We start from the raw sequence: 14,293 nt of genomic DNA on the forward strand, positions 1-14,293 counted from the left end.
CATACGGGTCTGGCTCCGGCTGTTGGGCAACCCAACACACGACCCACGCGCAACTTTACCTCCTTTAGCGCGTCACTGCGATGTATGGATGGGTTGTTGGCCAAGTTGCCACGGCGCTCTTACCTGATCTCTTCTTCTGATATCCTGGATGAGACCCGCCGACTGTCTGTCGGAGCGGATGACATGCTGATAAATGCGATCAATCAAATCAACCGCAGTAGCCAACGTTATGTCTTTTTGGATCAAGCGCGCATTTCGGGATTTGGGCAGCTGGAGATTGTGACCACACGCAAAAAAGATGAATTGAAGCCCAATTTATATATTCGAGGCTCCATTTCGCAGGTGGATACGGATGTAGCCGAGGGCGAGATTGGCACTGTTACGGCGTCGCGGCCCAGTTCGCTGGGGGGGCTAACGGGGGCGTCTTACAAGGGGTTCCGTAAATTGTCAGTTGTCTCGGTTGACTTACATCTGGTGCAATATCCGAGCCGCCAAATCGTGCCAGGTGCTTCGGTGGCCAACTCAATGGTAGTGGTAAAGCGGGGTTTTTCGGGAAAGGCTTCAGGCATCATTGACACGCTTACACTCACTGTCGGCTTTCCGATTTCGATTGAGCGGGTGGAAAGCCAAAGCCAAGCTGTGAGAAATTTGGTTGAGCTTGGTGTGATTGAATTGCTGGGGAAACATGCCGGAGTGCCATATTGGCAATGTCTTGACAGTTCTGCCACGAACGCGCGTAAACAAGAACAGCAAGAGCGTAGCTTTGTTTATGGTATGACTGATAATGTAGAGGTGACGACAGCCCAATCCATGCTGATAACGCTTGGGTATCTGGCTGGTACGGCAAATGGACGGTTGGATGTGGCCACAAAGCGGGCCATTAGCCGGTTCCAAGCAGACGAAAACCTGTTGCCCAACGGCATCTTAGATTTTGACCTTATGGAGCGTTTGGACGAACGTATAAGGGAGCGTAAGAAAACACGCCCTGCAGAGAGCGCCCCAACACCACAAACAATTGATGCGACACAGGGTTTACGCGATACGGCCAAAGTTGTGGCCCCTCCGAAGCCCGTACCGGTGACAGCTCAACCCTCAAAATCTGTGAATGTTCCGGCGGGACAGTCCCCGAATTGTAATCAGGGGAAAACGTGCGAAGGCATATACAAGAATCTGTATGATTTCATCAAAGAGGATGTCGGATTTTGACGAATATTGGTCATTATCTAAGTGATGTGCCCTGTGCCATGGGTAGAGCATTTGAATGATCACAATGGCCAAAGCGGCCCATAGGCGATGAAGTGAATGGCTTCCAGAACTACGGCATTGGTATTGGCTGTTGTCACGGTATTGATCTCTCCTGTGGTCTCATATCGGCCTGACGCCCAGCCTCGATCTGTTTCAAGATCTTTCAACGCAGCGCGCGCCATCGCGGTATAATCTGTTCCATATAGAGCATCCCAGGCAAAGGCGGCCTTCAGGCTGATGGTGCGCAGTTCTGGATGGTGTTCTCCCTTTTCTGTCACGACGGCCCAGTTTTTACCGTTGCTGTAAACTGATGAATACAGAAAATAGGGTTCTTGGTTTATATTGTCCTCGGAAACCATCGTGATGTGGCCCGTTCTGGCGTATCTATTTTCCTGCGCCGCGTAGACACGGCTGGCCAGTGTGGCGCTTTCGCGATTGAAACCAAATTCAAGCCCCTGCATGAAAAAGGGTTCGCTCAATGTTGGTGTGATTGCACGGAATGTTCCGGCACGCCGCTGGTCGATGGGGATCTCAATGCCAGAAACCTCTTCCCATTCCATAATGGTACTGGCACTACCGGCGTTCAATGTATCCAACCCCCATAGGGCGGCGGCGCGGGCTGCATATTGTTCATAGCCAATACGGCCTTCTTGTTTGTAGACAACTGTGCCCCCTTCATGTTGTGCTCCATGTAAACGCCCTTCAAAGGCAAGTGCGCCCAACTCCCAATTTGCCAACACTGCTTGAATGCGCGGGGAAAATTGCGGATAGCGCCGTTCCAGAACTCGTAAAGCGGCGAGCATTCGCGCGATGTCTAACGCCGACCAACCGATGCCGGTGTCTGTTGTTTTGTTCTTGTAATCTACCATTTTCAAGCTACGCGAATGATACACTTTGTTGGGTAGAACCCCTTCGAAAAGGGGTATTTTCTCCATAGCTTCCAAGAGCTTTTCAACGCGTCGCGTGAACTGAGCGGTGTCAATGATCCCAAGATCGCGGGCTGAAATCAATGCAAATAGATAAGATCCCTGATCCCAAAGCGTACCCGAGGGATAGCCTGATACAGAATCGACCAACCCGCTTTCGGGTTGATAATTTTTCTCAAAGTAGCGCCAAGCCACTTTGGCGGCGTGGCGGTCAGCATCAGAAAGCGAGCGGGGAGGCTGAACTGGTAAAGCACTGGAGTAATCTATCTGTGGGCCATCGCCGGACAACAGAAATTGTTGCATACCATCAGTACCAACGGCCAGCCCAGCGGCCAGAACCAACCCGGACAAAAATAACCAACTGCTACGATTGCCGGAGTGGCTTGATGTTTGCGACATGCGTCAGCTCCTCTTTCTTTTTGGGGTTTAACGTAGGGGGAGGGACCCAGAAAGCGGCCAGAACAATTCGCCCGACGGCCAGCATGTTCCATCCCAGCCAAAATAGGTTGACCGTAAGCAACGATCGGTCATGTCCGGGCACCCCTAATTGCGTTTGAATGATACCAAAAATAGCTGCGGTACCCATTATGGTCAGTAACCAGACATTGGGCAGGATATGATGCCGCCCCTGCCCAAAAACCGGAATTTTCGGGGTGGGGGGGAAACTGGGGCGCCGTTTGCATAGTACCATCCATAAGGCTCGCAGTTGAATGGGAAGAGTGGAAAGAGCTAAGAGGCGCCCGGGTTGTACAGCATAGCCTTTACAAGCACAGACAATGGCCAATTCGCTGCATAGGATCATCGGCAGAAAATGCAGAAAAAATTCAATAGAATAAGCTTTGACCGGGGCAATTCCTAAAACCAATGAGATGACAGGGGCGAACAATAGGACCGGTGTCCACAGCACGGTTATGTATGACCAGAAGGTCGCCGCATAATGCAATTTGACACGCCATGGCATGCCTCGGCGCAACAGCGGATTGTCATGCAGCATGATGTCATAGGTGCCGCCGGCATACTTGAGCTTTTGTGCCGCCCAGGCTTCGACCGTCCAGGGCGAAAGCATTCTCGCTTCGACCTGAGGGTGGTACACTGAAATCCATGCGTCAGCATCCTCCTGCAGCAAGATCGAGGTGTAGATATCTTCGCTGACGTGAAAGCGGAACGGCTCCAGTGGGACGCTGTTCAGTATCAGGGCATCTTGCTGCGGATGGTCAAGTTTGCGAGACAATTGTGCAACCGCATCCCCCTTCCGCTTGAGCGCAGCTGAAAAGATTGCTTCACGGCGGTGGATTGACCCGGCACCACAACAAAAAGAGGCCCCGTGGCGGTTGCGTCGACGTTGGATAACATCGAAGAACAATGTCGGTTCCGATAGAAACGGGTCATGTCCGACTGTGTCTCGACCGCTGGTGCGACGTGCAAGCGGTGCCAACCAGCGCAACCGTGGTGAAATTTTTTGTGCGATCCAATCGCACCAATGCAAACCCTCGGGAATGTCATAAAACCAGTGCGGAGTCTGAACCCAGGCCACTTTCGGATTTTTGAAGTACCCAAGGGTGTTTTGCAAAATACCAGTCTCGACCCGTGTATCTGCATCACAGATCAGGATAAAATCACCTCCTGTCTGCATCAGCGCATTTCGTAGATTTCCAGCTTTGAAACCCTCGTTGCTGTTACGTGACAGATACCCGATCTGCATGCTCTGCGCGAGCTGTGCCATAAAGGGGCGATTACCGTCATCCAGAAGGAAGATCTTAACATTTGTATTGTCTGGCAGGGTCAGCTCACGTGCCGCCGCGATTGAGGGACGTAGAACCTCGATTTCTTCGTCGTAAGTTGTGATGTAGAGATCCACTTTGATCGGGCCCGGCCCGTCAAGCCCGGCTTCGTCCCGAGAGGCCGGTGGTGGTTTGACACGGGTGTCATCCTCTTGCCAGATGTCATAATAGAACAGTAAACTACCAAGAAAAAATAGACTTTCGGCCATGGTTACAGCGATTGAGAATGCCAAGGCATCCGGGTTGAGGGATTGTGTCCAACGCCAGTGCAGATACCACAGCGAAATGCCCGTGGTCATGCCGGCTAGCAGATGCCAACAGTGCATGCGGCGGCGGCTCATTGGGGTAAACCTTGGCGGGCGACGGCTCTCATACGGGGTGAAATAGGGGCTGCTCATACTGTCCTTTGCGCCAATGTATAATTTACTGTGGCATGACAGGGTTAATTTGAGGTGTTGACTTTGCGATGATCACGAATCAGGGCATCTGCAACAGACAAAAGCGCATCCCATTCCGTTTCCCCCTGTTGCAGAGCAGGGGAGCTGGTTGAGTAGGACCAGACCCCGGCGGACAGCTTGATCCTCAGATCACGTGTCAGCAGTACAGTTTGCGACAGACTGGCAAATACAGAGTAGCTATAATCACAATGCCCGCCGGGATCTCTAAAAGAAAAATAAATATTTAGCTCTGGCTGTCCGGGTGTGGCTGCGGTTTCCTCTTTTGACAAAACACGCAATCCTGCTTGCCGAAAACGGGTTTTCATAGCGGCCTGCAACTCGTCGCCGAAGGTATCGGAAAACCCTGGGGGGGCTTTTAGCTTACGCACATCAAATCCAAATCCGGATATTCCACGCAAAGCCTCTATCTTTTCCGATTTCGGGAGCGTTTCGGGATTGAAGCCAAGTATGACCTCCGCAGAGTTATGCTGACAAATACGTGGGGCGTCGGGATGCTCGGCCAGACGCCCTTGTGCCATTGCTGCCCCGTCCATCATGCCAAACAGGCGGTACATCGCGCTGCTGTCTGCAGCATCAAACAAACGGCTACTGTACCTGTGTTTTTTCAGGCAATTTGGCCCATCCGGGCAGCCCGTCCCATTTTGTTCTAGACGTTCCCACAAGATCCAGAAACGATCTTGCATCTGTGCCGTGCTAGGATTGCAGGCCCAACCAAAGATCAAAAGGCTAAGAAGAATACGGTATTTCATCGGCTATCCTGCCTTTATTAAGCCAAACCAACGAGGGCTATGGGTTTCAGGGTGAGCCGTTCTGACGACGTTATCTAATGGCTCTGTGTTCACAGTTCGACCGTCGGCCTTTTCAGTTTCTATCGTCCAGAAAGGGGAGGCAAAGCGGTGCGCAATCTGGCTATAGGCCTTGATTGCCGTGCCTGGATGTAAAATTGTGCTGTGCAGTTGTGCACTGGTCTCAATTCGGCATTTTGCGCCCAAAACACAAGTGCCTTCAATTGTGGCACCAGCGCGGACAATACTCTCTGCCCCAATGTAGCATGAACCAGTGAGCTGTGCCCGATTGGAAATATCGACGTTTTCATCTACCCAGATGCCGGGTGAAATTTGTTCACCAGTGATCTGAATGTTGGGTATTTTTCCTTGCAATCCTTGTTCTAGAACCCGGGCGTAGTCGCGTCCGCAACCCATGTCGTGCCAGTAGAAATCACCTTGATAGGTCTGAATTTTCCCACCTAGTTTCAGTACTGTCGGCAGCAAATGTTGCGCAATATCTTGATTGGGCATTTCGCTGATGGTTTCCAGAACACTGGGGGAAATGATGTAAATTCCGACGCTGGCCATGGTTGACACCGCTTTGTTCACAGGCGGTTTTTTCTGAAATGCTGCCACACGGCCTGTGTTGTTGGTGGCGATGATGCCGTATTTTCCGGTTTCATGCCGGGCTATGGTTTTTGTCGCGATGGTGATATGCGCATCGCTGGATTTATGCTGTGCCATCATTTGTGCGAAATCCAAATCAATCAAAGCATCTCCACACATGACGATGAAATCATCCGCAAAGGCGTTGTTGTTGCGGTGCAATCTTCTCAGAGTGCTGGCTGATCCAACAGGGCTGCCCTCCCATCCATCGTCAGAATTTGACCCTTCGTTTGAAAATAATATGTTACGTTGGTGAGATGCCTGGAAATGAGCAATGATTTGCCCCCCAAGGTGACCGGGATTCAGGTAGATATCGCGGACTCCGAACCGCTCCAGATGGGTGATCAAATGTTCCAGAACAGGTTTGCCAAACACATCAAGCATTGGTTTGGGGGTGTCCCAGCTCAGCGGTGCCATTCTGGTACCTTTACCTGCGCATAAGATGACCACACGTGTGCCAGTTAAGCTGCACCGCCGAAATTCAGGCTGGGCCATTGTATCTTCAAGGCTGGCATAAAGTGGTAAGCTGCGGGTTAGACCATAAGCCTCGATCATGCTGCGCACTTTCGGACGGGCCTGACAGAATCCAATACGAAGGTGTTGACTGAATGTTGCGAAAAACTCGACCAAAGCGGCCAGGCCGCAATGCGTGATACGAGCCACACCTGATAAATCTATCAAAACTCCCATACGGCCCGATCGCACGGCCTCTTGTGCTTTTTGAGACAAAAGACCTGCCGATTGTGCCGATAGGCGGCTGGCGGGCATTCGGATTATCATAACCTGCGGCAAGAGTTGCGAACTATCACGCATGAACGTTTCCTTTCCGATCTTATGTAGCTGTGGTGCTGGGGGCCAGATCGGGCCAAGGCAGAGGGCCTAAACCGATTGTCCAGGCCAGATGGCGCGAGTGCGATAGGGCAAAAACAAAGCTGCAGGTTAACGGCAGGGCGAGGCCGATTTTGATGCCCACCATTTGCATTGGCGTATGGCCGGGCTGCTGTGCGAGCATTTCAGCAAAATCCAGAAAGATCGGATGGCACAGATAGATCCCAAAGGCGTAAGGGGCCAGCCGTGACAGGATTGGCGGCCAGTTACGATGCCCAAGACACATGCAAAGTCCGAACAACAACACAGGCATCAAAAAGTCGGCCCAATAGCCCGGGGTGTGATCAAACGCCCATTTGCCGGTTTCGATTGTTTGCCATGTGGCCGAAAGCTTGCAGGCAAACAAAATTGCTCCTGTCAGCAGAATTGGAATCAGCCATTTCTGGCGTGCCTTAACAGTGCTGCCTTGCCATAGGGTCAGTAAGGCCGCGGTAGCCATGCCATACCCTGCATAGGTGATCAGTTTGACCACACGTACCAGATACGGCAAAATTTCATGCCCCCAATAGTGGTGATATAGATACAGATCAGCCTCGCGCTTGGTCAAGAGACATGCAAACACGGAAAATCCCAAAGCCGGGTGACGTTGTGCGGCCCGAAAGAGTGGGTATATCAAGATCAAACCAAAAAGTGTTGGAATGAAATGCATGTGATACTTAGCAGTACCCAAGAGTAGAAAACCGGCCCAGCGTTCAGTCGAAAATAGGTGATCAATCGCAGTTGCACCGTACCCAAAATAATGTGCCTTGATCAAAGAGAAGAGCGCGTAAAACACGGTCCAAAATGCGAATGGGACCAACAAGCGCCGGGCTTGAATGGCGATTGTCTGCCCATATGAACGCTGGTTGTGTTGCAGGGCCAACAGAAGCAAAAAGACCGAGATCATCAGGAACAGTTCTGTCCGGGCTACATATAGCAAGGACCGTATGAACATTGGCCCGACGCGATCGGTAGCGGAAAAACCGCTAAAGGGCTGGCCGGTGATGTCTGCCGTCGCATGCAGACCCACCATCGACAGCCCTGCCATAAGGCGCATGGAATCCAACCAGACCAAACGTTCAGCGCCGTGCGATCGCATATGTACACCTCAGAAATCGATACCAACTTGAGGTATAATTTACCAATGAATCCGAATAATTCGTGAATAAAAACAGAATGTTAATTTTATCTTTGTGCAAATTTTAACTATTAATCTCTGGTTATAGAAATACAGTTATCTGTAAGGGCGGAGGTAACAGCCCATGAAAGTTTCGGCAGTATGTTTTGGTGTGTATTTATGTTCCATAGTTCAGAGTGCGTCGGCGCAAAATCTGACGGATTGGGAATTATGCGAAGCCATTTATCGTGAATATGGCATGCGGACAGAGGCCTGTGATCAGGACCGAGAGCATACTGAGAAAAAAACAGAAAAGCCTTTGGAAAAAGCCCATCAGCTTAGCGCTGAAGTTAAAGAGAGCCATGTGTTTTTTACTCAAGGAGGGGCGACCCTTTCAGATAACGCACTACAACAGGTCGCCGGGCTGGCATCCGTGCTTGAGACGGCACCAATGCAGCGCGCATGTTTGCGCTTGGTGGGCCATTCAGACAGCAGTGGTGGGGCAGAGATCAATCAAACGCTTTCAAAACAGCGTGCAGAATCTGTTGCCGCCGCATTGCGCGCAAAGTTGCAGAATGAAGCCAGAATCCTAGAGGTATTAGGGGTGGGTGAGACACAGTTGCTAGAGGGTTTTCCCGGCAAGTCACCTTATCATAGGCGAGTGGCTATTCTGGCGCGCGATTGTCGCTGAATTCCGGGCAGGCATTGCGGTGCGCTTATTGCGTTTATTGGTGATCAATCAGGCGGCGTGATAAATCCGGATATGTGCGGCCACTTTCATCTTTTCCATTGAAAAATCGTTAATTTGTGAGCGGTTCCTGTGAGTTTGGCAAATCACGTAGCGGCAGATCTGATGCATCGGATTAAGTTGATGAAGCAGCACGTGTCGAAAGTTGACCTAATGGCGTTACAGTCCTTTGCGTCGAAGGACGTTTCTGGTTGATGGTGCAAGCGTTACTTGTGACGTTTGGCCAAAATGCTTCGATTGTTTGCGCGCCGGAAAAGGAATGAGAGCATCGACCGGCCTGCCTGGCGAAGCTTACTACCCGTAAACAGGATTACCGCGACAGGTGCCGCAAGCGCATTGGGGCAACTGTGGTCTGGGTCTGATTAGCAACAATGCCGCGAACAAGAAAACCTTGAAGTGATTCGATTTAGAACGGACACATTTACTGCCTTTAGCGATATTGTGGCGACGGAAAGGCACTTTTGAGAGGTTAAGTTTCGTTTTATTACAATGCCTTGAGAGATATTCGCAAAACATTCACGCTATATTTTCGTAACATTGATGCCTTAGGGGCATCCTATCTATGCGTTCCAAGTCGCCCGTCCGGCAAAGAAATTTTTTATAGCAAGTTTGTTTATTATCCACAGGCAATTTGGAACGCATCATCTCTCCCTGAAGTTGGGCAGTAGTTTTGCAATTCGGCACTTCGCTGGGTTGCAAAACGCCGTTTTCAAAATTGTTGTTCCCTAAATGTATCGTTTGGCGTCTTGTGGTAATTGGCGTTAAAGATGTTGCATAAATGGGATGAGGTATGTGTGCCTTGTCATTGAGGCGTAATAACGGATCAAGCGAGACAGTATGCGAGTATTTATTACCGGGACGGCAGGTTTTATTGGGTTCCATCTGGCAAAGCTTTTGCTCGAAGATGGCTTTACTGTTCATGGTATGGACGGGATGACCGATTACTATGATGTACGGCTTAAACAGCGCCGCCATCAGATTTTACTCCAATATCCTGGCTTCAGGGCTACTGAATCCAAATTGGAAGATGTTGAGACGGTTGACCGGATTACCGACGAATTTAAACCCGAGATTATCGTGCATCTCGCGGCACAAGCCGGTGTTCGCTACAGCCTTGAGGCCCCACGCGCCTATGTTGATGCCAATATTGTTGGTACTTTCAATATTATGGAGATCGCCCGACGCCATGAGGTCAAACACCTGCTCATGGCGTCAACATCGTCGGTTTATGGCGCCAATACCAACATGCCTTATGCCGAGACACACAAGGCCGACAGCCCGATGACCATCTACGCCGCCACCAAGAAAGCTGGCGAGGCGATGGGTCATTCCTATGCGCATCTTTGGAACATCCCGACGACGATGTTTCGGTTCTTTACCGTGTATGGGCCTTGGGGCCGGCCCGACATGGCACTGTTTAAATTTGTTGATGCAATACTCGAAGGGCGTCCCATTGATATCTACAACCACGGCGAAATGTACCGTGACTTTACCTACATTACCGATCTGGTGCGTGGCATCCGCCTTCTGATCGATGCGGTCCCTGTGCGGCCCGCCACTGCAGAGGAAATCCCCGACTGGGACAGCCTTTCACCTGTTGCCCCTTACCGCGTTGTGAATATCGGCAACTCCCAAACGGTCAAGTTGATCGATTTTGTCGACGCGATTGAGGCGGAGTTGGCTGTGCCAGCCAAGCGCAACTTGATGGAGATGCAAAAGGGCGACGTACCAGCCACATGGGCCGATGCAACCTTGTTGCGAAACTTGACGGGATATGCGCCGGAAACGGACATAAAGGACGGAATTGCCAAGTTTGTGGCGTGGTTTCGCGACTATTACCAGAAATAGAAGGTTGCCGGACCGACCCCAAGGGCGGTATAGCCTGTGCGGATGGCATTAAATTGCCAAGACCACCCAGCCATATGAACCCGCGCGACGGCGGCGCTCTGCGCCACTGATAGAACAGGATACCCTCACGGTGAAAAAACTATTGCAGACTGGCCTTGCCAATCGTCTGGATCTGACCGGCATGAAACGCAACCCTGAAGAGCGGCTCACGGCCGCCGGTATCCGGACCGAATTACTCTCAGGGCTGACCGTTGCATTGGCGTTGGTGCCCGAGGCGGTGGCCTTCGCCTTCGTCGCCGGGGTGCACCCGCTGGTCGGCCTTTATGCGGCTTTTCTTGTGGGGCTGATCACCGCACTCTTTGGCGGTCGTCCGGGGATGATCTCAGGCGCCACTGGCGCTTTAGCCGTGGTTATGGTGGCCTTGGTAGCCGAACACGGGGTCGAATATCTGTTTGCGACCGTTGTGCTGATGGGGATCTTGCAGGTCATCGCTGGCGTCATGCATTGGGGCAGGTTTATCCGTCTTGTGCCGCACCCTGTGATGCTGGGTTTCGTCAACGGACTGGCGATTGTGATTTTCCTGGCGCAGCTGGGACAATTCAAAGTGCCGGGTAGCATGGAAAACACTGGCCATGGGATGAGCGGCGGTGAGTGGCTCAGCGGTGGGGCGCTTACCACGATGTTGGGTCTGGTTGCGCTGACGATGGCGATTATCTGGATCATGCCACGCATCACCAAGGTTATTCCGGCACCACTGGCGGGCATCGGTGTTGTCGCCGCTTTGGTGATCGGTTTCGGACTGGATGTCCCGCGCGTGGGTGATCTGGCCTCGATCGAGGGTGGCCTGCCGATGTTCCACATCCCAATGGTGCCTTTAAACTGGGAAACCTTTGAAATCATTCTGCCCTATGCCGTAATCTTGGCGGCCATTGGTCTGATCGAAAGCCTTCTGACGCTCAACCTTGTCAGTGAAATGACCGGAAAACGCGGCGGGGCAAGTCAAGAATGTCTCGCTCAAGGCGCGGCCAATGTGGTTACCGGTTTCTTTGGTGGCATGGGCGGCTGTGCGATGATCGGTCAGTCGATGATCAACGTGAAATCTGGCGGCCGCACGCGACTGGCGGGCACGGCTGCGGCCATCTTTCTGCTGATCTTTATCCTGTTCGCCTCGCCATTGATCGAACAAATCCCACTGGCCGCCTTGGTCGGTGTGATGTTCATGGTGGTGATCGGGACATTCGCGTGGAACTCGCTCACTATCATGCGTAAGGTGCCACTGACCGATGCGCTGGTGATCATTCTGGTGACGGTCGTGACCGTGAAATACGATCTTGCCATCGCCGTTGTTGTCGGTGTGATCGTCTCGGCGCTTGCCTACGCCTGGAGCAACGCCACCCGCATCAACGCCGACACCGAAGAAACCGAAGACAAGAAAGTCTACCGCATTCAGGGCCCACTGTTTTTTGGCTCCGCCGAAGGGTTTTCCGAGCTGTTTGACCCCAAAGGTGACCCTGATCTGGTGATCGTAGATTTCGCAGGCAGTCGCGTGGCGGACCAATCTGCGCTTCAAGCAATTGAAGCCATCGCGCTAAAATATGAAACGGCTGGCAAGCGCATCCAATTGCGCCACCTCAGCCGCGACTGTCACGGGCTGCTGAAAAAAGCCGGCCACTTGATGGTCGACAGCGCCGATGACCCGGACTACGAAATCGCCGTCGACTACGGCGTCAAAACCGGAATCTTAGGCGGACACTAAAGCAACAAGGGGCGCACTTCAGCGCCTCTTTTTACTTTTTAATAGGAACGCAGTTTACCGTTTCGAAGGGTTTTGTGTCCATTACGCGCTTTTCAAGGTCGGAAAAAACGGCATTTTCTTGTGGTACTGCCTGTTGATTAAACCAAAATACAAAGTTTCGAACGTTGACAGCGTCTCTCACTACCTGAAAGAATTGCACCACTTAAAGTACATAATAAATATGGTGATTTGTAATGAGAGTTCTGCCTGTTTGTATAATATTTTGTGCGTTTGCAACAAATGCCCTTGCTGCCGAAAAATGGAAGGATAACAGAATTAAGTTCTTGTTGAGCTATGCTGTGACAAATGATCGATCCTGTATGTACAGTAGGAAGTATTGGATAAAAACATTTAATAAAGCAGTTAAATCTTGCAATGATAAGCCGGGGATAGTCGAGAACTATAATAAAGACGGATCGATCAACTCCGCACAGTCTTCGATAATTCCAGATAAGATTGCATTTGATGGAAAATCAAGAATACTAAGCCATTTAGATGATGGTCAAATGGCAATAAATCTAACTGTGAACTCTACAGATTTTTTGCTGGGAAAACAGAATGTATGCGCTGCGAGTGTTACATTTGATGCGTATCACCGTGTTGGCAACAATATAGAGTTTGTTGATAATTTTGTCTACACAACCGCTTTCACTAGCCCATTATGGCATAACTACAATCGAGATATTGGAGCCACTCTAGAGGCCTTTATTCATGGTATATGTACTAATGCTGAGTAGATATTAGTAGGTGAATCAGCCGTGCCAATATAACTGGGATACCATCATTCGGGTCGCTCCAAACTAAACGCTTCGCGCACAATAGTGTAATCCTTGTACCCCATCCGGGCGAGGGGATTGAACGTCAACACATCAAACACTCCATCCTTTAGGCAGTCATCGCGCATATGGATGCCGGTGACTTCACCAAACACAGTGTAATTTGACTGCCCCGGCAATTTCACGATCTGCGTCAATCTGCATTCCAGCGACGCAGGGGCCGCAGCCACACGGGTGCAGGCAATTGTTTTACACTCCGCCTTCTTCAACCCGGCCAGCGCAAACTCATCCTCACCTTTGTCGTACATGCCCGAACTTTTATTCATCGCATCACGCATCGCATATTCCACGATGTTCACACAAAACACGCCTGTCTCGCGAATATTGGCCACGCTGTCCTTGGAATTGTCCTGATCCGCCTTGGCCGAGGTCGAGGCAAACATCACCTGCGGCGGTTCATAGGCCACGGCATTGAAAAACGAATAGGGCGCCAGATTGTCATTTCCCGCGCCATCCCGTGATGAGATCCAGCCAATCGGGCGGGGCGTCACGATGGCATTAAACGGATTATGCGGCAGGCCATGGCCGTCTTTGGGGTGATAAAACATGGGCGCCCTTGTCAGAGTTGTTTGAACCCGGTCTACTCTCGTGTTACCCGGCGTGCCAGCGAATTTCCTGTGAGGCGCGCGTGTACAAGCTGACGTCAGAATCCAAAGACGACTGGTGGGAGGTCGAAGCCCTCTATGACCTGTGCTTTGCACCGGGGCGCGAAGCGCTGTCATCTTACCGTCTGCGCGATAATATTTCCCCTGTGCCAGAACTGAGCCTGGCCGCACGTGATGCCGATAACATTTTGGGCGGTGCAATCCGCTATTGGCCTGTTCGGGTCGGGGGAGCACATGTTCTGTTGCTTGGTCCCGTCGCCGTTCACCCCACCCGTCAGGGCGAGGGGCTGGGCGGCTTCCTGATCCGCGAAAGCCTTGAAGTGGCTCGCGATCTGGGTTGGGAACGGGTTATGCTGGTGGGCGACGCGCCTTACTACAACCGATTTGGTTTTACAAAGCTTGAGGGCGTGATCATGCCGCCCCCCACCAACCCGGAACGGGTTTTGGGCTATGAACTGATCAAAGGTGCTTGGGACAGCGTCACGGGTGAGGTGACCCGCGCTGTTTAAGGTTTCCGCTGCGGGGAAAGATTACCAAGTGGCATTTGCGGACATTCAATCTTTGAAAGCTGAATTTACGCTACCGGGACGAAGCGGACATCCAACTTTTGGGAGAAATGGCGGTTTCTGAAAAA

Annotated in this window: 12 protein-coding genes; 6 read left to right on the top strand and 6 right to left on the bottom strand. The window is 51.5% G+C overall.

The window, feature by feature from the left end:
• Positions 1 to 96: 96 nt before the first annotated feature.
• Positions 97 to 1,206 (top strand): peptidoglycan-binding domain-containing protein, encoded by a 1,110-nt coding sequence (locus D9A02_RS08970; RefSeq protein ID WP_162933018.1) that lies wholly within the window; start codon positions 97 to 99, stop codon positions 1,204 to 1,206.
• Between the two features lie 59 nt (positions 1,207 to 1,265).
• Here D9A02_RS08970 and D9A02_RS08975 read toward each other — a convergent pair whose 3' ends face one another.
• From D9A02_RS08975 to D9A02_RS08995, 5 genes are read right to left on the bottom strand one after another with little or no spacing between them, the layout of a single operon-like run.
• A complete protein-coding gene (locus tag D9A02_RS08975) occupies positions 1,266 to 2,570 on the bottom strand; it encodes a DUF3131 domain-containing protein (RefSeq protein ID WP_120500654.1) in 1,305 nt (434 codons plus the stop codon).
• Positions 2,536 to 4,350, bottom strand: coding sequence for a glycosyltransferase (locus D9A02_RS08980; protein ID WP_120500655.1), 1,815 nt, complete (start codon positions 4,348 to 4,350; stop codon positions 2,536 to 2,538). The genes D9A02_RS08975 and D9A02_RS08980 overlap by 35 nt, the downstream gene beginning before the upstream one ends.
• A 44-nt stretch (positions 4,351 to 4,394) precedes the next feature.
• Positions 4,395 to 5,159, bottom strand: a complete 765-nt coding sequence (locus D9A02_RS08985) for a hypothetical protein (RefSeq protein WP_120500656.1) — start codon at positions 5,157 to 5,159, stop codon at positions 4,395 to 4,397.
• 3 nt (positions 5,160 to 5,162) lie between these two features.
• Positions 5,163 to 6,656 (bottom strand): sugar phosphate nucleotidyltransferase, encoded by a 1,494-nt coding sequence (locus tag D9A02_RS08990; RefSeq protein ID WP_120500657.1) that lies wholly within the window; start codon positions 6,654 to 6,656, stop codon positions 5,163 to 5,165.
• A gap of 19 nt (positions 6,657 to 6,675) precedes the next feature.
• The gene (locus D9A02_RS08995) at positions 6,676 to 7,809 is read right to left on the bottom strand and encodes an acyltransferase (RefSeq protein WP_120500658.1); all 1,134 of its coding nucleotides are present in this window, start codon (positions 7,807 to 7,809) and stop codon (positions 6,676 to 6,678) included.
• 163 nt (positions 7,810 to 7,972) lie between these two features.
• On the opposite strand from D9A02_RS08995, the gene D9A02_RS09000 reads away from it, so the two are divergent.
• From D9A02_RS09000 to D9A02_RS09015, 4 genes are all read left to right on the top strand, one after another.
• Entirely contained in the window at positions 7,973 to 8,518 is a 546-nt protein-coding gene (locus D9A02_RS09000) for an OmpA family protein (RefSeq protein WP_120500659.1), read from the top strand.
• Between the two features lie 894 nt (positions 8,519 to 9,412).
• Positions 9,413 to 10,423 carry an NAD-dependent epimerase/dehydratase family protein gene (locus tag D9A02_RS09005; protein WP_120500660.1) on the top strand — a complete coding sequence of 337 codons (1,011 nt, stop codon included), beginning with the start codon at positions 9,413 to 9,415 and terminating at the stop codon, positions 10,421 to 10,423.
• Positions 10,424 to 10,604: 181 nt separating this feature from the next.
• The gene (locus D9A02_RS09010) at positions 10,605 to 12,179 is read left to right on the top strand and encodes a SulP family inorganic anion transporter (protein ID WP_120502453.1); all 1,575 of its coding nucleotides are present in this window, start codon (positions 10,605 to 10,607) and stop codon (positions 12,177 to 12,179) included.
• A gap of 233 nt (positions 12,180 to 12,412) precedes the next feature.
• Positions 12,413 to 12,955 (top strand): hypothetical protein, encoded by a 543-nt coding sequence (locus D9A02_RS09015; RefSeq protein WP_120500661.1) that lies wholly within the window; start codon positions 12,413 to 12,415, stop codon positions 12,953 to 12,955.
• A gap of 44 nt (positions 12,956 to 12,999) precedes the next feature.
• Here the strand turns inward: D9A02_RS09015 and D9A02_RS09020 are convergent, their stop codons facing one another.
• Positions 13,000 to 13,602: a flavin reductase family protein gene (locus D9A02_RS09020; protein WP_120500662.1), complete on the bottom strand. Its 603-nt coding sequence runs from the start codon at positions 13,600 to 13,602 to the stop codon at positions 13,000 to 13,002.
• Positions 13,603 to 13,682: 80 nt separating this feature from the next.
• Here D9A02_RS09020 and D9A02_RS09025 point away from each other — a divergent pair, with 80 nt between their 5' ends.
• Positions 13,683 to 14,168: a GNAT family N-acetyltransferase gene (locus D9A02_RS09025; protein WP_120500663.1), complete on the top strand. Its 486-nt coding sequence runs from the start codon at positions 13,683 to 13,685 to the stop codon at positions 14,166 to 14,168.
• Positions 14,169 to 14,293 lie beyond the last annotated feature (125 nt).

Origin of the sequence: Roseovarius sp. EL26 (assembly GCF_900327775.1) — a bacterium.
Lineage (GTDB): Bacteria > Pseudomonadota > Alphaproteobacteria > Rhodobacterales > Rhodobacteraceae > Roseovarius.

Coding starts and splice junctions, on each gene's coding strand:
- D9A02_RS09020 (WP_120500662.1), bottom strand. CDS start 13,602: ATGTTTTATCACCCCAAAGACGGCCATGGCCTGCCGCATAATCCGTTT.
- D9A02_RS08975 (WP_120500654.1), bottom strand. CDS start 2,570: ATGTCGCAAACATCAAGCCACTCCGGCAATCGTAGCAGTTGGTTATTT.
- D9A02_RS09005 (WP_120500660.1), top strand. CDS start 9,413: ATGCGAGTATTTATTACCGGGACGGCAGGTTTTATTGGGTTCCATCTG.
- D9A02_RS09015 (WP_120500661.1), top strand. CDS start 12,413: ATGAGAGTTCTGCCTGTTTGTATAATATTTTGTGCGTTTGCAACAAAT.
- D9A02_RS08995 (WP_120500658.1), bottom strand. CDS start 7,809: ATGCGATCGCACGGCGCTGAACGTTTGGTCTGGTTGGATTCCATGCGC.
- D9A02_RS09000 (WP_120500659.1), top strand. CDS start 7,973: ATGAAAGTTTCGGCAGTATGTTTTGGTGTGTATTTATGTTCCATAGTT.
- D9A02_RS08980 (WP_120500655.1), bottom strand. CDS start 4,350: ATGAGCAGCCCCTATTTCACCCCGTATGAGAGCCGTCGCCCGCCAAGG.
- D9A02_RS09010 (WP_120502453.1), top strand. CDS start 10,605: ATGAAACGCAACCCTGAAGAGCGGCTCACGGCCGCCGGTATCCGGACC.
- D9A02_RS08985 (WP_120500656.1), bottom strand. CDS start 5,159: ATGAAATACCGTATTCTTCTTAGCCTTTTGATCTTTGGTTGGGCCTGC.
- D9A02_RS08990 (WP_120500657.1), bottom strand. CDS start 6,656: ATGCGTGATAGTTCGCAACTCTTGCCGCAGGTTATGATAATCCGAATG.